The following is a 19,876-nucleotide window of genomic DNA, read 5'->3' on the forward strand; positions in this document are numbered from 1 at the left end:
GCCAGCGTTGGGGGATGCGACTCCTCTCCCGTTTGCTGGTCGGTTCCCTCTCGGTCCAACTCCTGCTCGGCGCGTCGGTGGCGCGGGCGGACAGCTACGACAACGTCTGGATGGAGACCTATTACATCACCCAGTGCTCCTTCACGGCCGCCAACCCCAACGTGGGCAACATCTCCACGGGCTCCCCCGGCTACGGCGCCCTCAATGACTGGCGCATCGGCACCAGCCGCTCGGCGGACGCGGTGGACCCGGGCACCTCGGCCATCGGCGCCATCGGCCTCCTGTATGGCTATCAACGCCTGCTCGCCGCGGGCCGCAGCAATCCGGACCTCGACGCCCGCGCGAAGACGGCCCTCAGCGGCTACTTCTGGAGCTGGGTGCGCAACCCCCAGAACCACGTCGTCGAGACCGTGAACGGCACCACCCGCGTGGGCTTCATGCAGTCGCCCACCGGGCAGTTCGTCAACTACGACGCCCATGGCAACCGGACCAACTCCTTCCCCGCCGGCGCCGCCGCCACCGCCGAGGTCCTCATCGCCATGCGCAAGTACTGCCTGTACTCGCCCAACGGGGACCGGGCCAACTACCAGACCCAGGAGTACGCGCTGGCGCACCAGATGGCCGACTACATCAACGCCCACCTGGGCTCGTGGACCATCGACCGCTCCTACGCCGTGGCCGCCTTCCGCGCCTTCTCCCACTGGGCCACGGCCGTGGGCGACACCGCCACCGCGAACTATTACAACGCCCAGGCCAACACCGTCGCCGGCTGGCTCGCCAACGCCCAGGACAAGGGCAGCTGGGGCAACTACTACGCCTACCTGGATGGCGGCGGAAACGGCGTCTACAACGGCGGCATCGACCAGACGGGCTTCTCCCCCTACGAGTTCAGCGCGCGCGACCCGGGCGAGGCCTACGCGAAGAAGCTCGCCGACTGGTGGGAGACCGGCACGGCGTACAACGGCGTGCCCCTGAGCATCGCGAGCGGTCGCTACGCGGGCGGCGTGCACCAATGGACGCCCCAGAATGGCACCGACACCAAGGTGTACCCCGGCTCCGCGCTCCAGCTCGCCGACGCCGAGTGGAAGATCGCCCGCGCCACGGGCAACTACCATGACCTGTATGGCGCGGCCTGGAAGCACTACAACTTCGCCCTGTCCGCCCTGGGCTCGGCGAACGGCTCGGGCTGCTGGGTGAACAACACGTCCGTGGATGGCGTCGTCGGCGGCTTCGTAGACTGGGTGGACACCGCCAATGGCGCCCGCCCCGCCGCGTGGCAGCGCTTCGTCGACACGAGCGCCTACCTCATCATCGCCACCGAGCAGCTGGCCTTCTCCAACCTCGTGGACTGGAGCCACTGAGCGCCCGCTCGTCCGCACGGCCCGAATCCTCCCGCCCCGCTCCCGCCCCCAGGCATGATGGAAGGGTCGCCCCACGCCGGGGCCGGGAGAGCCCATGAAGGTCCACGGAAAAGCCATGCGCAGCGTCTGGGCCGAGCCGGATGGCTCGGTCGGCATCATCGACCAGACGCGCCTGCCCCACGCCTTCGTGACGCTGCGCCTCTCCACGCTGGACGCGGCGGCCCACGCCATCCGTTCCATGCAGGTGCGAGGGGCGCCGCTCATCGGCGCGGTGGCGGCCTACGGGGTGTGCCTGGCGTTGCGCGAGGACGCCTCCGACCCGGCCCTGGAGCACGCATGCACCCTTCTCCAGGCCACCCGGCCCACGGCCGTCAACCTCGCCTGGGCGCTCGAGGGCATCCGCCAGGCGCTCCGTCCCTTGGCTCCGTCCGAGCGCCCCGCCGCCGCGTGGAAGCACGCCGCCCTCCTGTGTGACGAGGACGTGGCCATCAACCGCGCCATCGGCGGCCATGGGCTCGCGCTCATCCGAGAGGCCTGGGCGCGCAAGGGCCGTGAGGGACGGGTGAACGTGCTCACCCACTGCAACGCGGGCTGGCTCGCCACGGTGGACTGGGGCACGGCGCTCGCGCCCCTGTACCTGGCGCACGACGAGGGCCTGCCCCTCCACGTCTGGGTGGACGAGACGCGGCCGCGCAACCAGGGCGCGAGCCTCACCGCGTGGGAGCTGGGCCAGCACGGCGTGCCCCATACCGTCATCTCCGACAACGTGGGCGGGCACCTCATGCAGCACGGCCAGGTGGACCTGTGCATCGTGGGCACGGACCGCACCACGGCACGCGGCGACGTGGCGAACAAGATTGGCACCTACCTCAAGGCGCTCGCGGCGAAGGACAACGGCGTGCCCTTCTACGTGGCATTGCCCTCGCCCACCATCGACTGGACGCTCGGAGACGGGGTGCGCGACATCCCCATCGAGCAGCGGGACGGACGCGAGGTGACGGACGTGAGCGGCCGGCTTTCGTCCGGCGAGGTGGCCACGGTGCGCATCACCCCCGAGGGCAGTCCCGTGGCCAACTATGGCTTCGACGTGACGCCCGCGCGGCTCGTCACGGCGCTCGTCACCGAGCGGGGCGTGTGTCCGGCCTCCGAGGAAGGCCTGCTCACGCTCTTCCCCGAGCGGCGCCCGGCGCGGGGGACGGGCACATGAGCACGCTCGAACACCTGGCCGAGCGCGAGGCGATGATCGCCCTGGCGCGGAGGATGAATGACTCGGGGCTCAACCAGGGCACGAGCGGCAACCTGAGCCAGAGGGTGGACGGGGGCTTCCTCATCACCCCGTCGGGGATGGACTACGACGCGCTCATGCCCGAGGACATCGTGCACATGCGCCTGGACGGCACGTCCGAGGGCCGGCGCGAGCCTTCCTCCGAGTGGCGCATCCACCGGGACGTGCTCGCCACGCGGCCCGAGGTGGGGGGCGTGCTGCACGCGCACTCCATGTTCAGCACGAGCCTCGCGTGCTTGCGCCGGCCCATTCCAGCGTTCCACTACATGGTGACGCGGGCGGGAGGGGAGAACATCCGCTGCGCGGACTACGCCACGTTCGGCTCGGAGGAGCTGTCGCGCCATGTGCTCATGGCACTGGAGGGACGGCGCGCGTGCCTGATGGCCAACCACGGCATGCTCGCGGTGGGTGACAGCCTTCCGAGCGCCTTCAAGCTCGCGGTGGAAGTGGAAACACTCGCGGCCATGTACTGGCGGGCGCTCCAGGTGGGCGAGCCCGTGTTGCTGGATTCGGACGAGATGGCCCGGGTGCTCGAGAAGTGGAAGACCTACGGGCAGACGGCCGTGCCCACTTCACGCCCCTAAAGAAACTTCCCGTCCCGAGGCCAGGACATTTTCCTGACAAGCCAGGCACTGCCAAACCCAACACAGTCAAGAACCACCAACCCGCCAAGAACGTCCGTGAGCTTATCGAGCTGGTCCGGGCAGCAGAAGAGCAGCTCATCGCGAACGGTCATGACGGTGTAGAAACCACCCCTTTCAAGGTCGAATAGTGGCTCGCCACCTTTATGGTTTAGACAGGGCGGATGAGGGCGCATCAGTGAAGCTGGGCAGACCATCAGACATAGCCATGCCATGAAGCGCCCGGCGCTGCGGTGCTACTGGTCTCTTGCCTGCCTTGGTTGGCCTCCGTCTGCTGTTCAGGAGATTTTCTCGCCCTTGAGCACACGTGCTGTTGCCACATGCTTGCGCGCCACCTCTCCCGGTACATAGCCTTTCTTCACCTTCTTCTTGGCGGCGCGGGGATGTTTGCGCAATGTGGAAGGCTTCACCTTCTTCGCTAGCTCCAGCAGGAGCTCACTCAACTGCTCCGCGCTCCGTACCTCCTGTCCGCTCCAGTCCTCCGGCTCCACCACCATCATCATTCCTCCGTAAGCGAACTTCACTTCGGCGGCAATGTAATAGGTGGACACCTGCATATTGGCAGCCTCCAGGTCATGGCTGGCTTCCACCGCGGTTTTCACCACCGATAACACATTGTAGGCCAGTACCGCCACCCCAAAGGCCAGCAGCGCCGCTCGTGGTCTCCCCAAACTCCGCACCTCGCTCTCGAGCACGGCCTCCAACTCTCCAAACATCCCTTCAATCGTCCAGCGCTTCCTGTACAGCTGCGCTACCTCCACGGCGCTCAGTTTCTCCTCGGGCACGTTCGTGAGCAGCCGAATGGCTGTTTCCCCGTCTTCTGTTGGCTCCTCCAACTCCACTTCAATCCGTCTCAACTCCAACGGCTCTTCCCCCTCCACTCGCACTGCCTGCTCGTACACACGTCCCGCTGGCCCTCGGCCTACTTCCCTCCGCTCCCCCAGCGCGGTCGGATTGGGCGACACGCCGTGCTCTCGGATGATGAAGGCCGCTCTCTTTTCATGCACCGCGCGCAGAATCCGGCTCGTGGAGAAGTTCCTGTCCGCCAGCCACAATTCTCCCTCCCGCACTCGCTCCAACACCGGCCCCATCAACGCCCGCTCTTGTGCATGCGCGTCTTCAGCCGGCAGCACATCCACCACCAGGCTCAACTCCGGCGCATACACCACCAACGACTGTCCGGGCAGCGCAGCTCCTCGGAATTCTCTCAACGGTTTGAGCCGCTTCTCACTGGCGGGGAGGTGATTGCCATCCAAGACTCGCACCTGGTAACCCGCCGCCCACGGCCCCTGCTTCTTCATGGGCCGCACCACGGGCAACAACCTCTCCGCGCTCCCTTGCACCAGGGCTCGCACCACCTGGGGCTCGGTGTGATTGACTTTGTCGTAGAGCGCCGCCAGCGAGACGGTCAAGTCCGGGTCGGACTGCGCCGCGGCGTGCAGCGACGGTCGCAGTCCCAGCGCCACCACTCCCATCAAATCCACTACCGAGGAGAAGAGCAACTCGCGCGTGTACTGCTGCTCTCGGTTCGCTTCGAATACCTCATCAATCCATTGCGAACTCAGGGCATGCTCAAGCGTGCGGCGCACCATCACCGTGACGGGACTGCGCTGCGTGAAACGCTCCATGATTGCCTTCAAGGCCACGTTTGTTCCTCCGCGATGGGGCGCGAGGAATTTGCCTCGACCGTCCGGCTCCCCGGACCCACTTCCGCCCAGGTGGGCTTTCACCCTCCCACCTGACCGCTAGGGTAGCACCCTCCACATGACCTTGAAAGTGGTGGGTGTAGAAACGCGTCCACATCATTCGTGGCATTTATTATGGAACCACCTGGAGCGCGGACTACCAGCGGGAGAAGAGCCCAGTTCGCAATGCGGGATTCCAGGTGTATACGAACTCATCCATGCCCGGGGACCCACGTCCCTTCTTGAAGAACATCTCTTCGAGTCGATGCGACAGAGCCGAGATGTACAGAACGGAGATCGCCATGTCGACTTCAGCCATCTCATCAAAAGAAGCTCTCGAAAATGGCATGAAGCACATCTCGAGAGACGCACAAAACCTAGAGAACAAACTGAGGCAACTCCTCAACTGGTGACCGGACGAGACAATCGCCATGCGAGCCCTTGGTGGAATCTTGATTCTAGCTCTTGGAACAATTGGTTCCGCTATTACCTATTGGTGGATGGGGTTGATTTTCTTCTTCACGGGCCAAGCGCTGGGCCTCCTGACAGACCGAAGGCTCACCATGGGATTGCTCACCGTAGGAGCCCTATCGGGAGGCGCGGCCGGCCTTATCGCGGGAGCGACAACTCTTCTGGGAATCCGGTCGTTGGTCGTTCATCCACCCAAGCGGCTGTCCGTGGTTCTGAGCACTTGGGGAGCATGGATAGTGATAGGTGCCCTTGGCTCCGCCATGCTCCGTGATGCACTTTCGCCAGTCGCGGCTGCGGGTCTTCTAGGAGCTTGTCATCTGACCGTGTGCATCATCTATCTTGCGGCGGCGCGGTTTCGATCCCGATAGCCCCACGCCCAGCCAGAGCGCACACTCGCCGCTGAAGTCAGCTCTCCCACCAAACCCGGCGATTTTTCCACACGGACTGTCGCGAAGGCGTTGCGTGGCCCACACTCCGAACCGTGGAACACACCCCTGAGTTGTGGCGCGTCCGGTTCCTCTCCACCCTCCGCCGGAGAAAACGCACTTCTTCTCTCCGCCGGAGCCATTCATGCGCATGAATCGTCTGGGTCTTCTCTCCGCCCTGCTGTCCTCGAGCCTCATGTCCGGGTGCGTCTACTCGGACGCGTCCGATCCAGGAGACGTGACCTTCTCCTGGTCCTTCGCGGGCGCCAACTGCGCCCAGGAAAGGCGGATCGAGCAGGTACTCGTCACCATCCCCGGCGAGGCGCTCGAGAACAGGGGCTACTACCCGTGCAGCATCAATGGCTACGACGGCATCACGCTCCACGACTTCGCGCCCGGCACGTACGACTTCAGCCTCGATGCCATCGACTACGACGGCTACTACTCCTACCGGGCCGTCGGCACCTTCACCGTGGATGGGAACATCGTCGTGAACGTGGATCTGACTCCCACCCACTACTGAGCCCCACACGAAGCCCACGAAGACTCGTGTAGGGTGGGCGCTCCACTTCACCTGAGGGGCAACAACATGCGACGACTGGTGTGCGCCGTGGCGGTTTCGATCGGAATGCTGATGGGCTGTGGTGGAGCCGCCGAGCTGGACACGCCGGAGATGCTCGACACCGTCGAGCAGGGGCTCGCTTGTGCCTACCCGGACATGTCCTGTCCCGCGGCGAGCATCTGCGCCGATAACGACATGTGTCGGCCTCGGTGTCCCTCCAGCGGTCTCTGCAACAATGGGAGTGCATGCCGCACCGCCGCGAACGGCAATGCCTACTGCCCCTAGCGTCTCGGGTCCGCCGGGACGCCTCCGGTCCGCGCCCCGGCATCCTCGTCGCCTGTCAGGGCACGTAGGCCGCCCCCGTCCGGGCGTCGTACCGGCACTCCAGGGCGTATTCGCGCTCGTAGGGCTGCCCCACGAACAGCCGGACCCGGGCCGTCTCCGGCCCCGTCTGGGCCACCGACCCCGCGCGCACACCCCGGTAGCCCCGGAAGGCTCGCGCCGCGTACAGGCACTGCTCCCGCGCCTCGCGGGGATTCACCTCGGGCACGGCATAGCCGCTGCCTCCATAGCCGTAGTACCGGGGCTCGGAGGCGTAGTGGGGGCGCTCCCGCACAGGCACGGCCACACAAGCCTGCACGACCAACCCCAGGGCCGCCGCCACGCCCACCCACCCCAGTTTGCGTCGAGCTGACATGCGCTGCCTCCCGCGTTCCGATTCGTCCTGGAAAGGTGGCGCGAAGGGGCGGGTGTGACACCGCTCGGGCGGGCCGGGAAGCGCCGTTCCGCTCCCGCTCCGTGCGGCCCTCCGCGGGCCTCTTTTCCGAGGGGAATAGGCGGGTGTCCCGCCGCCGCTGGAATGTCAGACCCAACCGTTAATCTTTGCTCAATCACGACGCCGCAGGGAGGCACGAAATGTCCGGACGTACGGAGTCACCTCATGTCTCGGAGAGCAAGTTGGGACGCTACCTCACGGCGACGCCCGCGTTGCGCAAGCAGCTCATCGACACGCAGAAGCACCCGCCGGATCCGCGCTACCTGCGCTACCCCGATGCCGCCCACGCCATCACCGACTTCCTGTGCCACGGCCAGGACGAGGCCGTGCTGCGCCGGCACCAGCACCGCCTGGCCACCACGGTGTTCGCCGACGCGTTCGACGCGCGGCGCGCCGAGTCCTGCATCGAGGCGATCGACGCGTGGCGCCAGGTGCACCCGGGGCTGGGCCTCGGCGGCCTGGTGGTGACGGAGGTGGGACAGACGCCGCCTCCGTTGCAGCTCGAGGGCGTGGCGGTGCAGGTGCGCCCCCAGGTGGTGCTCCAGGAGGTGGACGCGCACGGGGACGCGCGCGTGGGCGTGCTCAAGCTCTATTTCTCCAAGCACCATCCCCTGGACGAGCGCTCCGGGCAGTACATCGCCACGCTCCTGGAGGCCTTCTGCGAGCAGCACCTCGCGCCCCTGGGGCCCATCTGCCCCAAGCGGGTGCTCGTGGTGGATGTGTTCGCCGGCCAAGCCTACTCCGCGCCCCGGGCGCGCGCGCGCCGCCTGTGCGATGTGCGGCGGGCGTGTGAGGAGATCGCCGCGCGCTGGCCCGTGCATTAATCGACGTTCACGCCCCCCCATGTCGGCGCCCTTGTGGGCCGGGGGTACGTCGTACAGACTGTCCCTCCGCACGTGGCATGGGAGGAGCGACGGCCTTGGTGGATGGATTGTGGGATCGCAGGGCGTTGCTGGTCTCGGGCAAGGGCGGCGTGGGCAAGACGAGTGTCGCGGCGGCGCTCGCGCGCGCGGCCGTGAACGCGGGCCGCCGGGTGTTGCTCGCCGAGGTGGAAGTGGGCTCGGAGACGAACGAGGGCCCCTCTCCCCTGGCCGAGCTCGTGGGCGCGCGCGTCAACGGGGCGAGCGTCACCCCGGTGTCCCCGAACCTGTCCTTCGTGCGCCTGTCCGCCATCGAGGGCCAGCGGCTCTTCCTGCAGGAAATCCTCCCCCTGCGCGTCATGGCCGACGCGGCCATGCGCACCCGCGCCCTGCGCCGCTTCCTCGAGGCCGCTCCGGCGCTGCGGGAAATGGGCGTGCTCTTCCAGATGCTGCACCTCATCCGGCTCACCCGCGCGGAGGGCGACCCGCGGCATCCGCTGTGCATCCTGGACTTGCCCGCCACGGGCCATGCGCTCGCGCTCGCGGCGCTGCCGGACACGCTGCTCACCGTCATGCCCGGCGGGCCCATTGGCCGCGCGGTGCGCGAGGGCATGGCGCTCCTGCGCGACCCGGCCCTCACCGGCGCGGTGCTCGTCACGCTGCCCGAGCCCCTGCCCGTGAGCGAGACGCTGGAGCTGGCCACCGCCATCCAGCGCCACGGCATTCCCATCGCCGCGGGGGTGCTCAACCGCATGCCGGACAACCCCTTCTCGCCGGATGGGCGCGCGGCGGTGGAGCAGTTGCTCGGCGCGCATGGGCCCCACCGGGGACAGCGCGCCCTGGGCCGGCTGGATCGGGCCCGCGCGGCGCAGGCCCGCCTGGAGGCGAACTTTCCCGCCCCGCTGCTCACCCTGCCCGAGTTTCCCGCGTCGGGGCCCCGGCTGGTGGAGTTGCTCGCCACGCACCTGTCCCCGCCTCCCACCGCGTCCGCCTCGCCCGAGCGCCGAGGCGCCGGAGCCCAGCCATGAATCTGCAATCCCTGCTGCGTGACAAACGCGTGCTCGTGCTGTGTGGCGCGGGCGGCGTGGGCAAGACGACGACGGCGGCGGCCCTGGGCGTGGCGGCCGCGCGCGCGGGCCGCAAGGTGCTGGTGCTCACCATCGATCCCGCGCGGCGGCTCGCCGAGGCCATGGGCATGAAGGAGGGGGGCGCGGAGCCCACCTCCATTCCCGCCGAGCGCCTGTACGCCGGAGGCCCGGCGGGCACGGGCCAGCTGGACGTGTGGATGTTGGACCCCCGCATCGTGTTCGAGCGCTTCGTGCGGCGGCTGTCCCCCACGCCCGAGGCGGCGCGCACCATCCTCGACAACCGCCTCTACCGCTTCCTGTCGGACCTGGTGGCGGGCATGCAGGAGTACGCCGCGGCCGAGGCGTTGGATCATTTCCTCGACGAGGGCCGCTACGAGCTCATCGTGCTGGACACGCCCCCGAGCCGCCACGCGCTCGACTTCCTGGAGGCACCGGGACGGCTCGCGCGCTTCCTGGATGATCGGATCGTCTCGCTCTTCCTGCCCGAGGACAAGGGGCGCGGGGGGCGGCTGTGGCGCAAGACGTCGCAGCTGCTGGGCAACGTGCTGGGCAGCATCTTCGGCGAGGGCTTCACCCAGGAGATGCGCGCCTTCCTGGGCGCATTCAGCGGGCTGTTCGCCGGCATCCGCCTGCGCGCGGATCGGCTGCGCGAGCGGCTGTCCGCCCAGGACGCGGCTTTCCTGCTGGTGACGTCGCCCGAGCAGGCCTCGCTCGACGAGGCGGCCTACTTCCGCGACATGCTGCGCGAGCGCGGGCTGCCCTTCGCCGGCTATGTGCTCAACCGCTCCTGGGCCCGCGAGGACGGACTGGCGGCCCCGGAGGAACTGCTGCGGCACGTGTCGGACGACACCGCGCGCGGCGGAGTGCAGGCGCTCATCCACCTGGCCGAGCAGGAGCGGGCACGCGCCGAGGTGCACCGGGGCCTGTTGCAGCGGCTCGCGGAGAAGCTACCCGCGGGGGCCGTGGCCGTGGCCGCGCCCGAGTCCGGCGGCGAGTTGGAGGACTTCGGGGGCCTCGTGCGCCTGGGCGACGCGCTCGCCACGTCGTGAGGCCTCCCGGGCCCAGAGCACTGTCCATGTCCGGGCATCCCGACTGACCGGGAGCCGACAGGCAGGCGGGCCAGCGCCCCACCCCCCTTGGAGGAGTCCCCGTCCGTGGCGAGCCTTCCGCCTCAGACCCGGCTCTCCCCAGGAGGACTCCCATGGCGCAGCTTCCGCCGTCCAACGGCACCCACTCCCCAGCGGATCGGGATCGCCGCGCCGCGGAGTCGCCCCCGGGCTCGAGCGCGCGCGCGGAGTCGGACGTCACCGGCTGGAGCGTCGAGCGCGACGAGCCCCCCGAGATGCGCCAGGGCCGCTTCCACCGCGCCGCCCAGATGCGCATGGCCGACCCCCGCACCGACACGCCGCCCACCGAGGACGCGCGGGTGCGAATACCGGGCGGACCCTATGGCCGGGATGATCGCGCGCTCGACGACGCCGTGGGCAGGGGCGCGGGGCCTCGCCTGGGCGATCAGGATTGGGACACGTCCCAGGAAACCCGGCGTCCCGCCCGGGAGTACCGGCCGTGGAACCGCCACGGCGCCGGCGAGGAAGCGAGCGCCCCGGCGACACGCGCGCCCCCGGCTCCCACGTCCACCCCGGGACGCCGCTGGACCCGCGAGCCGCTGACGGCGCGCGAGGTGATGACGCGGCAGGTGCGCACCGTGAGGCTCGACAGCGGACTGCGCGAGGTGGCGCGGCTGATGAAGGACGAGGACTGCGGCATCGTCCCGGTGGTGGACGAGCGGGGCCGGCTGCGAGGCGTCGTCACGGATCGCGACCTGGTCGTCCGGGCCCTGGCCGAGGGGCGTTCGCCGGACAGCCTGAGAGCCCAGGACGTGATGACGGACGAGGTGGAGGCCGTGCTGCCCCACGAGACCCTGCCGGATTTGATCGCGCTCATGGGCCACCACCAGGTGCGCCGCGTGCCCGTGGTGGAACGCGACGACCGGCTCATCGGCATCGTGTCGATGGCGGACATCGCCACGCGCGCCGAGCACGACGAGGAGTTGCAGGACGCCCTGCATCGCGTCTCGGCCCGGCGCTCATTCTGGAGCCGGCTGTACTAGGCCGGCGTGGTGGCGGGCACCTCCGAGCGCGGCGCACTGCCTTGGGACAGCTCCTGGCCCAGCTGCCGCGGATCGAAGTACGCGTAGAAGCGCGAGATGCGCTCTCCGTCCCACTCGATGATGGAGACGCCCTCGTAGTCCACCGCCGCGCCGTTGTGCGCGGTGCCGCTGGACTCCCACTCGAGCGCCACGCGATCTCCCGATTCAATCATGTTGCGGAAGGTGGACTTCACCTGGCGCAGCATGCCCTTGTACTCGGTCCAGAAGTCCCGAGCGCCCTCCCGCCCGTGGAAGGTGCGGTGCGACACCACGTTGCTCACCTGGGCATCCTCGCCGAAGAGCGCCAACAGGGCCTCCGCGTCGCCCGTCTCCTCCAGCCGCGTCAGTGCATCCACGAAACGCCGTGCTCGCTCCATCGACATGGGGTGTCCCTCGCTCCGTCCCGGTGAAAAGGAGTGCCGCTCCCCCGAGGGTGCGCATGGGAGTGAAGCGGTGCCTTCCCGAGGAAGGCCGCACGGCCGCCCAGCGGGAGGCGGGCGAGGGGCCGCCCGCGGGAAAAAAGAAAGGACCGCGGCCCAGGCTGGCGCACGCGGTCCCCCGACCCCACCGCCCGGAGAAGCAGGGGGGTCCTATTTCAAGAAGGAGAAAGGCTCAGCGCAGCACGCTCAGCGCGCGGTTGTAATAGGCCTCGCGGCTGGCGAGCCCGTTGTAGCCACCGTTGATGCGGCGGGTGACCTCGCGGAAGTTGCCCGCGTCCGCGTAGGAATTGAGGTTGCGGCTGTTCCAGAACCAGGCGGCGGTGCGGAAGCCCACGTCCGGATCCGCGGCGCGCTTGGGGTTGTTCTCCAGATCGATGCCCAGGGCCTGGCCCGCGGCGCGGTAGTTGGAGCGGCCCGTGAGCTGGATGGGGCCACGGCCCTTGAAGCGCACGCCGTCACCCGGCTGGGTGTTGCCCAGGTCCTTGCGGCCCTCGTAGGCGGCACCCGAGGCGATCTCCTCCATGTAGCGGAACTCGCCGCTCTCGTGCGCGAGCTGCGCGAGGAAGGCGGCCTTGCGCATGGGGGTGTTGATGCCGGCCTCGGCCATGGCGCGGTTGAGGTGGGGTAGGTACTGCTCCGCCTTGGCCTGCGACAGGTTGGGCATGATGGAGCGCAGCTGCTGCAGGGACACGCCGCCCTGGCCGTTGCCGGGAGCGGGGGTCGGGCCGGTGACGGGACCCGCGCCGCCGGTGCCACCCGAGGGAGGCGCGGGCTGGTAGCTGTCGCCGCCGGGGATGGTGAGCTTCTGCCCCACGCGGATGAGGTTGGGGTTGGAGATGTTGTTGGCCTTGGCCAGGGCGCTCGTGGTGGTGCCGAAGCGCTGGGCGATGCCACTGAGCGTGTCACCCGACTTCACCGTGTAGTTCTGCGTCGGCTTGGACGGGGCGGGAGCGGGGGCGCTCGCGCCGGAGCCACCGGGGATGGTGAGCTTCTGCCCCACGCGGATGAGGTTGGGGTTGGAGATGTTGTTGGCCTTGGCCAGGGCGCTCGTCGTGGTGCCATGGCGCTGGGCGATGCCGCTGAGCGTGTCACCCGACTTCACCGTGTAGCTGGAGCCGCCCGAGCGGGGCGCCGCGCCGGCACCGGAGGAACCCGGGATGTTGAGCTTCTGCCCCGTGCGGATGAGGTTCGGGTTGCTGATGCCGTTGGCCTTGGCGAGGCTGTTCACGGTGGTGCCGTAACGGCTGGCGATAGCCGACAGGGTGTCGCCACTGCGGACGGAGTAGGTGCTCATGGTGGGGGGGCTCCGTGGAGAAGGGGGAAAAGCGTGAACCGTGATCCAATTCTCGTAACGGCTGAGAAAAGGTTGCGGCGGTTGTGACGTTTCTCCGCCCCCTGGCACGCAACCCCTTGGATTCATTGAACTTCGAGTACCGATGGAACCGGCACCGAGGCTCAGCGCACGGGCACCTCGCGGATGTCGATGTCATCCAGCCCCAGGCGCCGCACGGCCTCGACGAACCACTCGGTCCCGATGAGGATGGTCTCGAAGTCGCTCAACACGAACAAGTCCGTGTCCGTGGGCAGAGAGGCCCCCTCCAGGATGGGCTCGTCGGGGAACGGGAAACCGTCCCGGCCGCATTTCGCGCAGGCGGGTGGCCGCTCCGGAGTGCACTCCGGATGCAGTCGCCCTTGAGGAAGCAGTTCCAGTTCCCAGAGGTCCGGGGGGTTTTCCTGTCGAAAGAGCAGTTGCGTGCGGAAGCCTCGCAAGCCGCGAACTCCCTCGGCCTGCAAGCGCTCCAGCGCCTCGCGCTGGATCAGCCGTATCCCCCCCAGGTGAAGAAAGAACGCGCCAAAGGTTCCATCGGCGATTCCCACCAATGAGCCAAACGCAGTCCCTGGAAGCAGTTGGGCCCTGGAAGGGACGAAGGGCCTCACCAGTTCACGCAGTCGCGCGAATTCCTCAAAGGGTTCCGGTCTGGCCTTTTCATAGGCCCCGCGCTCATCGAGAGAAGACAAATCCACGCTCGGGTAGGCGGTGGCAGCACCTGCCCAGGTCGCCCCGCACTCAGGACAACGAAGCCCCGGCAGCGCCCCCCACATGCGCCGGGCATCGAGATCGCCCGTGTACGCGGAGTCCCTAGGACCCTTGAGTCGATAGAATCTCACGAACGCATCACCTCGGCACTCCTCCGTGGTACGGCACGATGGAGCCCGTCAGTTGAAACCGGTAGAGCAGTTCGCCCGCATGGCGGTAGATCTCCGTTGGCGTCGCTCCAGGGTGGGCGTCTCTATAATCCCGCCACGCTTGGTTCCAAATGCCGCCCCGCGCGCCTCCAGAGTGAATCCGGACGTGGACGGATTCAGGGATGAGGAGCGTGTACTGATGGATGTCGGGCACGCCCCGCTGATGGAACCAGTCGCGCAGTTCCGGGGCCTGGGGAAAGAGATGGTGGCGAGCCCAACGGCCCGGCGGCAGGGCGAAGGGCGGCGGCTTCGGATCGAAGTGGCGGTTGAAGCGGAAGGTGAGGACGGGTTGTTTGCTCCCCGGCCAACCCGCGGGCGCGCGCCCCCACCAGCGTCTAGGCGCGGGTGACGCCCCGAACAGCGGAATGCCTCCGCCTCCTCCTCGGTACGCCAGCAACACCTCGGGCGCGAACACCTCCCGGCACGGGAACAGGCCGCACTCCTCTCCGTCCTCCTGGCACACCAGCACCAGATTGCGCGCGTCCTCGCAGCCCTCCTCCCAGGACGTCACTTCCTCGGCGGGCCCAGCAGCCTGCTCCACCCGGGGGCTCGTCCCCGCGCACGCCGCGAGCACTCCCATCAGCAAGACCCAGGCTCTTGTCGCTCGCCCCATGGGAGCGGACCCTACTACTCCGGACATCCGTCCAGCGGAAAGCCCGTCTCAGCGCACAGGCACCTCGCGGATGTCGATGTCATCCAGTCCCAGGCGCCGCACGGCCTCGACGAACCGCTCGGTCCCAATCAGGATGGTCTCGAAGTCACTCAGGCGGAACAGGTCCGTGTGAGAGGGGAGCGAAGCCTCGTCCAGGATGGGCTCGTCGGGAAAACGGAAATGCGTCAGGCCACACCTGGGACAAGCCGGGGGCCGCTCGGAAGTGCACTCCGGATGGAGCCCTCCATGCGGCAGGATTTCCAACTCCACCAGGTCGGGCGGACTGTCCTGCCGGAAACGCAGTTCCGTGGGAAACCCACTCAGTCCCCGGACGCCCTCGGCCTTCAATCGAGCCAACGCATCATTCCGCATCAGATTCGCCCATAACGAATGCAGGAAGAAGGAACCGAAGGACCCCATTGCCGTCCCCTTCAGCGGACCCAGCCGCACTCCAGGCAAGAGGGGCTTTTCAGCCGGTACATATGGCCGCAACTGCGCACGCAACCGAAAGAACTCCTCGGGCGATTCCACCCGGCCCTCTTCATACGCCCCACGTACGGGGCACGAAGAGAGGTCCACGCTCGGATAGGCGGTGAATCCTCCAGAGGCAGTGATCTGACAAGAAGGACAGCGAACTCCAGCCAGTTGCCACCTGAAGTCCATGTGGACATCGCCCGTGTATCTTGAGTCTCGGGCCGCTCGAAGTTCGTAGAACCTGGACATCCGCTCACCTCACGGGCGCTGCGCCGTAATACGGCACAATGGGCCCCGTCAGTTGGAATCGATAGAGCAGTTCCCCCGCGTGCCGGTAGATTTCCGCAGGCGTCGCTGTTGAATTGGCTCTGATGAAGTTCGTCCACGCCTGATTCCACAATCCGCCACGAGCCCCTCCAGAATGAATCCGGACGTGGACGGATTCGGGGATGAGGATCGTGTACTGGTGGATGTTGGGCACGCCTTGTCTATGGAACCATTTGCGGAGTTCCGGGGCCTGGGGAAAGAGATGGTGGCGAGCCCAACGGCCCGGCGGCAGGGCGAAGGGCGGCGGCTTCGGGTCGAAGTGGCGGTTGAAGCGGAAGGTGAGGACGGGTTGTTTGCTCCCAGGCCAGCCCGGAGGCGCGCGTCCCCACCAGCGCCTGGGCGCGGGTGACGCCCCGAACAGCGGAATGCCTCCGCCCCCCGCCCCTGTATGCCAGCAACACCTCGGACGCGAACACCTCCCGGCACGGGAACAGGCCGCACTCCTCTCCGTCCTCCTGGCACACCAGCACCAGATTGCGCGCGTCCTCGCAGCCCTCCTCCCAGGACGTCACTTCCTCGGCGGGCCCGGCGGCCTGCTCCACCCGGGGGCTCGTCCCCGCGCACGCCGCGAGCAGCCCCACCAGCAAGACCCAGGCTCTTGTCGCTCGCCCCATGGGAGCCGACCCTACCCGAGCCTCACCCCACCCGGGCGTCCACGTCGGTGCGCCCGGCGAGCCGCGCCACGGCCTCCAGGAGCGCCACGGGCTCCAACGGCTTGGCCATGTGCACCTGGAAGCCCGCTCGGTACGCCCGCCGCGCGTCCTCGGCTCCCGCGTACGCCGTCAGCGCGATGGCCGGCACCCATTGGTCCCTCGCCTCCGCCCACGCGCGCACCCGCCGCAGCAAGGCGTGCCCGTCCTCTCCCGGCAACCCGATGTCCGACACCAACACGTCCGGCATCGACTCCTGAAGCCTGTCCATCGCCTCGCTGGCCGTGTTCGCCGTGCGCACCCGCGCCCCCCGCTCGCGCAGCATCAGCGCGATGAGCTCGCGCGCGTCCGGCGAGTCCTCCACCAGCAGCACCTGTACCCCGTCCAGCTTCACCCCCGGCGCCGCCTCCGCTCCCGGTAGCGCCTCCGCGTGCACCTCGGGCAGCACCGCCGGCACCGGCAAGGTCACCGTGAACGTGGCACCCCGGCCCTCGCCCGCGCTCTCCGCCCTCACGTCCCCGCCGTGCAGTCCCACCAGGTGGTGGACGATCGCCAACCCCAGCCCCAAGCCCCCGTGCTCGCGCGTCGCCGAGCCGTCCGCCTGCCAGAAGCGCTCGAAGAGGTGCGGCAGGAACTCCGAGCGGATGCCCTTGCCCGTGTCCGTCACCTGGAGCAACACCTCGCGCTCGCCGCGCGCCACCCGCACGCGCACCTGCCCCCCCGAAGGTGTGAACTTCACCGCGTTCACCAGCAGGTTCCAGCACACCTGCTGCAGACGGCTCGGGTCCCCCACCAATACCGCCGAGCCATTGCCCCCCACCGCCACCTCGAGCGAGAGCGACACGCCCTTCTGTTCCGCGTGGGCCCGCACCACCTCCACCGCCGCCTGCACCACGCCCACCCACTCCACGCCCTTCTTGTGGAGCGTGAGCTTGCCCGTGATGATGCGCGAGACGTCCAGGACGTCCTCGATGAGCTGCGCGAGCGCGCGCGCGTTGCGCTCGATGACGCCCAGGCCCTTCTCCAGCGCGCGCGCGTCCCCCTGGCGGCCGCGCAACATCTGCGTCCAGCCGAGCACCGCCGTGAGCGGCGTGCGCAGCTCGTGGCTCATCACCGCGAGGAACTCGTCCTTGGCGCGGTTGGCCGCCTGCGCCTCCGCCATCAGCCGGGTGTTCTCGATGGCCACCGAGGCCATGCGCGCGAGCTGCACGAGGATGGCCTCGTCCTCGGGGCTGAAGTCCCCCTCGTTGCGGTCCGTGAGCTGGATGAGGCCCATGTTGCGGCCATCCCGTCCCACCAGGGGCGCGCCGAGCCAGCCGCGCAAGGGAGGCGCGCGCGGCGTGGTGTGGCGGTTGAAGCCGCGCCAGGCCGGATGGGACTCCAGCTCGTGCTGGGACAGGCGCATGGGCAGGTTGAGCCGGCACACCCAGGAGTGGATGCCCGAGCCATCCAACCGCACGTCCCAGTCGCGCCACGAGGCGTACTTGTCCGACACGGACACGGCCCCGCGCGCCATCGCCCAGTCCCCCTCGAGCACCAGGCTGGTGATGGCCTGGTGGGCGCCAATCACCTCGCGCGCCTGCTCGGTGATGGCCTTGAGCATGTGCTCGATGGAGTCCGCCTCGCTGATGACGAGCGCGGCGCTCGCGAGCCCCTGCAACTGCGCGGCGTGGCGCTGCTCGCGCGCGAGCAGGCGCTCCAGCTCCGTCTCCGCCAGGCGCTTGCGCGTCACGTCCCGGAGGGCGCCCACCCACTCGCGCACCGAGCCGTCCTTCTCCACCACGGGCACGGCGCGCGCGAACATGTGGCGGTACGCGCCATCCGCGCCTCGCAGCCGGTACTCCTGCTCGAAGGGCGTGCACGCCGCGAGCGCCTCGCCCCAGGTGCGCGCCACGCGCTCGCGATCCTCCGGGTGCACCGCGTCCAGCCACCCCCAGCCGAGCAGCTCCTCGCGCGTCTGTCCGGTGAAGGCGCGCCACGTGGGCTGGTCCTCGATGAACTCCCCCGAGGGAGGCGAGGCCCAGGTGATGTCCGTCATGGCCGCCACGAGGGAGCGAAAGCGCGCCTCGCTGTGCCCCAGGTCGCTCGCGAGCGCCTCGGCGGTGCGGCGCGAGCGCACCAGGTCCGTCACGTCATAGGCGAAAATGGCCACGCCCTCCACGCGCTCGGCGCTGTCTCGCTGGGGGTGGTAGGCGATGTCGAAGAACATCTCCTCGCGGCCGCCGCCCTCGCGGGGAACCTTCACCAGCCGCTCGCGGCCCACATAGGTGCAACCCGAGGCGTAGACGCGGTCCATCACCTCGAAGACGCCCTGCCCCGCGAGCTCCGGCAGGGCCTCGCGCACGGGCAGGCCCACCAGCTCCCGGTTGCCGTAGAAGCGCCGGTGCAGGAGGTTGGAGAAGACGAAGCGGTGCTCGGGGCCCCGGGTGATGCTCACCGCGGTGGGCGCCAGCATCAGCATCTCCTGGAAGCGCGCGCGCTCCCCGTCGATGGCCGTGCGCGCCACGTGCTCCGCGGACAAGAGCCGCACCCGCTCGTTCTCCACCAGGCGGCGCTCCGTCACGTCGCGCGTGAAGACGACCAGGCCCTCCCCCGAGGGGAATGCCCGCGACTCGAGCCACACCCCGGCCGGGGCGAGGAAGTCCTCCAGGAGCACCAACGTGCGCTCGGCCAGGGCCCGGCGCCACGCGGCCGCGAAGGGGCTGTCCGCCAGCTCCGGCAGGGCTTCCCACAACAACCGTCCGATCAGCCCCTCCCGGGGGCGACCCACCCACCGCTCGAGGACGGCGTTGAGCCACGACACCCGCCAGGCTCCATCCACCACGAGGATGCCGTCGGTGACACCATCGAGCAGGGGATCCACTCCCTTGTAGTAGTGGCTCTCCTGCCCACGGGGGGGCACTCTGGACGGCTCGGAAATAGGCATGGATGCGTACCCCCACTGGCTTAGCAAAGCCCGGTGACAGCCGCTCACGACGGGAGTTCCGACTGTTGGACGCCCACCGCTCCAAGGGAGGGTTGGCGGACACCCAGGGGTCCAGGGTCCACCGAGAGGCAGGCGGACCGCCCCGCCGGGAGGGGGCCTTGTGCCTCCGGGGCGCATCCGTTAGGGGGACGGACAGCCCCGCCATGTCCACCGACACCTCGACGACTCCCGCCTCCGCGCCCACGCGTTTCGTGAACTCCTCGTTCTGGGTGGCCCTGGCCGCCACCGCCGCGGCGTGTCTGCTGCTGCTCGGCATGGCGGTGATGCGCCCGGGCCCCGTGCCCCCGCAGCGGCTCGGCGCGCTGCCGGACTTCACCTTCACCCGCCAGGACGGCCAGCCCTTCGGACGCGCGCAGCTGCTCGGCCGTCCCTTCGTGGCCAACTTCATCTTCACCCGCTGCCCCACCATCTGCCCCGTCTTCACCCAGAAGATGGCGCGGCTGCAGAAGCTGACGGAGGGAGAGAACCTGGCGCTCGTGTCCTTCTCCGTGGACCCGAAGTACGACACCCCCGAGCGGCTCACCGAATACGCGGCCCGCTACCACGCGGATCCGGCGCGCTGGAGCTTCCTCACCGGCGACTACACGCGCCTGCAGGAGACCGTCGTGGGGGGATTCAAGATCGCCATGGGCCGCAACGGCGAGGACGAGAACGACATCCCCAGCATCTTCCACGGCTCGCACTTCGTGCTGGTGGACGGCTCGGGGGAGATCCGCGGCTACTACAACAGCGAGGACGACGACGCGGTGGAGCGGCTGCGCCAGGACGCCGGGTGGCTCTTGGGCTCGGGCGGGTAGG

At 68.8% G+C, this 19,876-nt stretch carries 18 protein-coding genes and 1 pseudogene; 10 read left to right on the forward strand and 9 right to left on the reverse strand.

The genetic code is table 11. The features are described from left to right. Positions 1–14: 14 nt before the first annotated feature. The 3 genes from MEBOL_RS15475 to MEBOL_RS15485 all read left to right on the forward strand — a co-directional run bounded on the left by MEBOL_RS15475 (position 15) and on the right by MEBOL_RS15485 (position 3,230). Positions 15–1,361 carry a hypothetical protein gene (locus MEBOL_RS15475; protein WP_095978154.1) on the forward strand — a complete coding sequence of 449 codons (1,347 nt, stop codon included), beginning with the start codon at positions 15–17 and terminating at the stop codon, positions 1,359–1,361. Between the two features lie 94 nt (positions 1,362–1,455). Next, on the forward strand, positions 1,456–2,568 hold the full coding sequence (mtnA, locus tag MEBOL_RS15480; RefSeq protein ID WP_095978155.1) for an S-methyl-5-thioribose-1-phosphate isomerase: 1,113 nt from the start codon (positions 1,456–1,458) through the stop codon (positions 2,566–2,568). After that, positions 2,565–3,230, forward strand: a complete 666-nt coding sequence (locus MEBOL_RS15485) for a class II aldolase/adducin family protein (protein ID WP_095978156.1) — start codon at positions 2,565–2,567, stop codon at positions 3,228–3,230. Before mtnA ends, MEBOL_RS15485 begins: the two co-directional genes overlap by 4 nt. 335 nt (positions 3,231–3,565) lie before the next feature. Here MEBOL_RS15485 and MEBOL_RS15490 read toward each other — a convergent pair whose 3' ends face one another. After that, positions 3,566–4,879, reverse strand: coding sequence for an IS4 family transposase (locus MEBOL_RS15490; protein ID WP_095982807.1), 1,314 nt, complete (start codon positions 4,877–4,879; stop codon positions 3,566–3,568). A gap of 1,134 nt (positions 4,880–6,013) precedes the next feature. Between MEBOL_RS15490 and MEBOL_RS15500 the strand changes: the two genes are divergently transcribed. Then, positions 6,014–6,391: a hypothetical protein gene (locus MEBOL_RS15500; RefSeq protein WP_095978158.1), complete on the forward strand. Its 378-nt coding sequence runs from the start codon at positions 6,014–6,016 to the stop codon at positions 6,389–6,391. 66 nt (positions 6,392–6,457) lie between these two features. After that, a complete protein-coding gene (locus MEBOL_RS41150; protein WP_157775002.1) occupies positions 6,458–6,715 on the forward strand; it encodes a hypothetical protein in 258 nt (85 codons plus the stop codon). A gap of 55 nt (positions 6,716–6,770) precedes the next feature. Here the strand turns inward: MEBOL_RS41150 and MEBOL_RS15505 are convergent, their stop codons facing one another. After that, complete coding sequence (locus tag MEBOL_RS15505; RefSeq protein ID WP_157775004.1) at positions 6,771–7,127, reverse strand: hypothetical protein; 357 nt, start codon at positions 7,125–7,127, stop codon at positions 6,771–6,773. Between the two features lie 218 nt (positions 7,128–7,345). Here MEBOL_RS15505 and MEBOL_RS15510 point away from each other — a divergent pair, with 218 nt between their 5' ends. The 4 genes from MEBOL_RS15510 (at position 7,346) to MEBOL_RS15525 (ending at position 11,263) form a co-directional block, all read left to right on the forward strand. Next, positions 7,346–8,029: a hypothetical protein gene (locus MEBOL_RS15510; protein WP_095978160.1), complete on the forward strand. Its 684-nt coding sequence runs from the start codon at positions 7,346–7,348 to the stop codon at positions 8,027–8,029. A gap of 98 nt (positions 8,030–8,127) precedes the next feature. Next, a complete protein-coding gene (locus tag MEBOL_RS15515) occupies positions 8,128–9,093 on the forward strand; it encodes an ArsA-related P-loop ATPase (protein WP_245920065.1) in 966 nt (321 codons plus the stop codon). After that, positions 9,090–10,202 carry an ArsA family ATPase gene (locus MEBOL_RS15520; protein WP_095978162.1) on the forward strand — a complete coding sequence of 371 codons (1,113 nt, stop codon included), beginning with the start codon at positions 9,090–9,092 and terminating at the stop codon, positions 10,200–10,202. Before MEBOL_RS15515 ends, MEBOL_RS15520 begins: the two co-directional genes overlap by 4 nt. Before the next feature lie 152 nt (positions 10,203–10,354). Further along, the gene (locus MEBOL_RS15525; RefSeq protein ID WP_095978163.1) at positions 10,355–11,263 is read left to right on the forward strand and encodes a CBS domain-containing protein; all 909 of its coding nucleotides are present in this window, start codon (positions 10,355–10,357) and stop codon (positions 11,261–11,263) included. Here MEBOL_RS15525 and MEBOL_RS15530 read toward each other — a convergent pair. From MEBOL_RS15530 to MEBOL_RS15560, 7 genes and pseudogenes are all read right to left on the reverse strand, one after another. Then, entirely contained in the window at positions 11,260–11,685 is a 426-nt protein-coding gene (locus MEBOL_RS15530) for a nuclear transport factor 2 family protein (RefSeq protein ID WP_095978164.1), read from the reverse strand. The two genes, MEBOL_RS15525 and MEBOL_RS15530, sit on opposite strands and share 4 nt — an antisense overlap. Positions 11,686–11,914: 229 nt before the next feature. Beyond that, positions 11,915–13,036 carry a LysM peptidoglycan-binding domain-containing protein gene (locus tag MEBOL_RS15535; RefSeq protein WP_095978165.1) on the reverse strand — a complete coding sequence of 374 codons (1,122 nt, stop codon included), beginning with the start codon at positions 13,034–13,036 and terminating at the stop codon, positions 11,915–11,917. 161 nt (positions 13,037–13,197) lie between these two features. Continuing rightward, positions 13,198–13,911, reverse strand: coding sequence for a SitI6 family double-CXXCG motif immunity protein (sitI6, locus tag MEBOL_RS15540; protein ID WP_095978166.1), 714 nt, complete (start codon positions 13,909–13,911; stop codon positions 13,198–13,200). 7 nt (positions 13,912–13,918) lie between these two features. Further along, positions 13,919–14,602, reverse strand: a complete 684-nt coding sequence (gene sitA6, locus MEBOL_RS15545) for a SitA6 family polymorphic toxin lipoprotein (RefSeq protein ID WP_095978167.1) — start codon at positions 14,600–14,602, stop codon at positions 13,919–13,921. Between the two features lie 48 nt (positions 14,603–14,650). Then, on the reverse strand, positions 14,651–15,364 hold the full coding sequence (gene sitI6 / locus MEBOL_RS15550) for a SitI6 family double-CXXCG motif immunity protein (RefSeq protein WP_095978168.1): 714 nt from the start codon (positions 15,362–15,364) through the stop codon (positions 14,651–14,653). Between the two features lie 4 nt (positions 15,365–15,368). Continuing rightward, positions 15,369–16,056: pseudogene (sitA6, locus tag MEBOL_RS15555) on the reverse strand (SitA6 family polymorphic toxin lipoprotein). Between the two features lie 22 nt (positions 16,057–16,078). Next, the gene (locus MEBOL_RS15560; protein ID WP_245919795.1) at positions 16,079–18,994 is read right to left on the reverse strand and encodes a PAS domain-containing protein; all 2,916 of its coding nucleotides are present in this window, start codon (positions 18,992–18,994) and stop codon (positions 16,079–16,081) included. A 227-nt stretch (positions 18,995–19,221) separates the two neighbouring features. Between MEBOL_RS15560 and MEBOL_RS15565 the strand changes: the two genes are divergently transcribed. Next, entirely contained in the window at positions 19,222–19,875 is a 654-nt protein-coding gene (locus tag MEBOL_RS15565) for an SCO family protein (RefSeq protein ID WP_095978171.1), read from the forward strand. Position 19,876: the final 1 nt, after the last annotated feature.

Origin of the sequence: Melittangium boletus DSM 14713 (assembly GCF_002305855.1) — a bacterium.
Taxonomy (GTDB): Bacteria; Myxococcota; Myxococcia; order Myxococcales; family Myxococcaceae; genus Cystobacter; species Cystobacter boletus.

Bases quoted from the DNA above. Each gene is read 5' to 3' on its own strand.
- MEBOL_RS15475 (WP_095978154.1), top strand. From the start codon at position 15: ATGCGACTCCTCTCCCGTTTGCTGGTCGGTTCCCTCTCGGTCCAACTC.
- mtnA (WP_095978155.1), top strand. From the start codon at position 1,456: ATGAAGGTCCACGGAAAAGCCATGCGCAGCGTCTGGGCCGAGCCGGAT.
- MEBOL_RS15485 (WP_095978156.1), top strand. From the start codon at position 2,565: ATGAGCACGCTCGAACACCTGGCCGAGCGCGAGGCGATGATCGCCCTG.
- MEBOL_RS15490 (WP_095982807.1), bottom strand. From the start codon at position 4,879: ATGGTGCGCCGCACGCTTGAGCATGCCCTGAGTTCGCAATGGATTGAT.
- MEBOL_RS15500 (WP_095978158.1), top strand. From the start codon at position 6,014: ATGCGCATGAATCGTCTGGGTCTTCTCTCCGCCCTGCTGTCCTCGAGC.
- MEBOL_RS41150 (WP_157775002.1), top strand. From the start codon at position 6,458: ATGCGACGACTGGTGTGCGCCGTGGCGGTTTCGATCGGAATGCTGATG.
- MEBOL_RS15505 (WP_157775004.1), bottom strand. From the start codon at position 7,127: ATGTCAGCTCGACGCAAACTGGGGTGGGTGGGCGTGGCGGCGGCCCTG.
- MEBOL_RS15510 (WP_095978160.1), top strand. From the start codon at position 7,346: ATGTCCGGACGTACGGAGTCACCTCATGTCTCGGAGAGCAAGTTGGGA.
- MEBOL_RS15520 (WP_095978162.1), top strand. From the start codon at position 9,090: ATGAATCTGCAATCCCTGCTGCGTGACAAACGCGTGCTCGTGCTGTGT.
- MEBOL_RS15525 (WP_095978163.1), top strand. From the start codon at position 10,355: ATGGCGCAGCTTCCGCCGTCCAACGGCACCCACTCCCCAGCGGATCGG.
- MEBOL_RS15530 (WP_095978164.1), bottom strand. From the start codon at position 11,685: ATGTCGATGGAGCGAGCACGGCGTTTCGTGGATGCACTGACGCGGCTG.
- MEBOL_RS15535 (WP_095978165.1), bottom strand. From the start codon at position 13,036: ATGAGCACCTACTCCGTCCGCAGTGGCGACACCCTGTCGGCTATCGCC.
- sitA6 (WP_095978167.1), bottom strand. From the start codon at position 14,602: ATGGGGCGAGCGACAAGAGCCTGGGTCTTGCTGATGGGAGTGCTCGCG.
- sitI6 (WP_095978168.1), bottom strand. From the start codon at position 15,364: ATGTCCAGGTTCTACGAACTTCGAGCGGCCCGAGACTCAAGATACACG.
- MEBOL_RS15565 (WP_095978171.1), top strand. From the start codon at position 19,222: ATGTCCACCGACACCTCGACGACTCCCGCCTCCGCGCCCACGCGTTTC.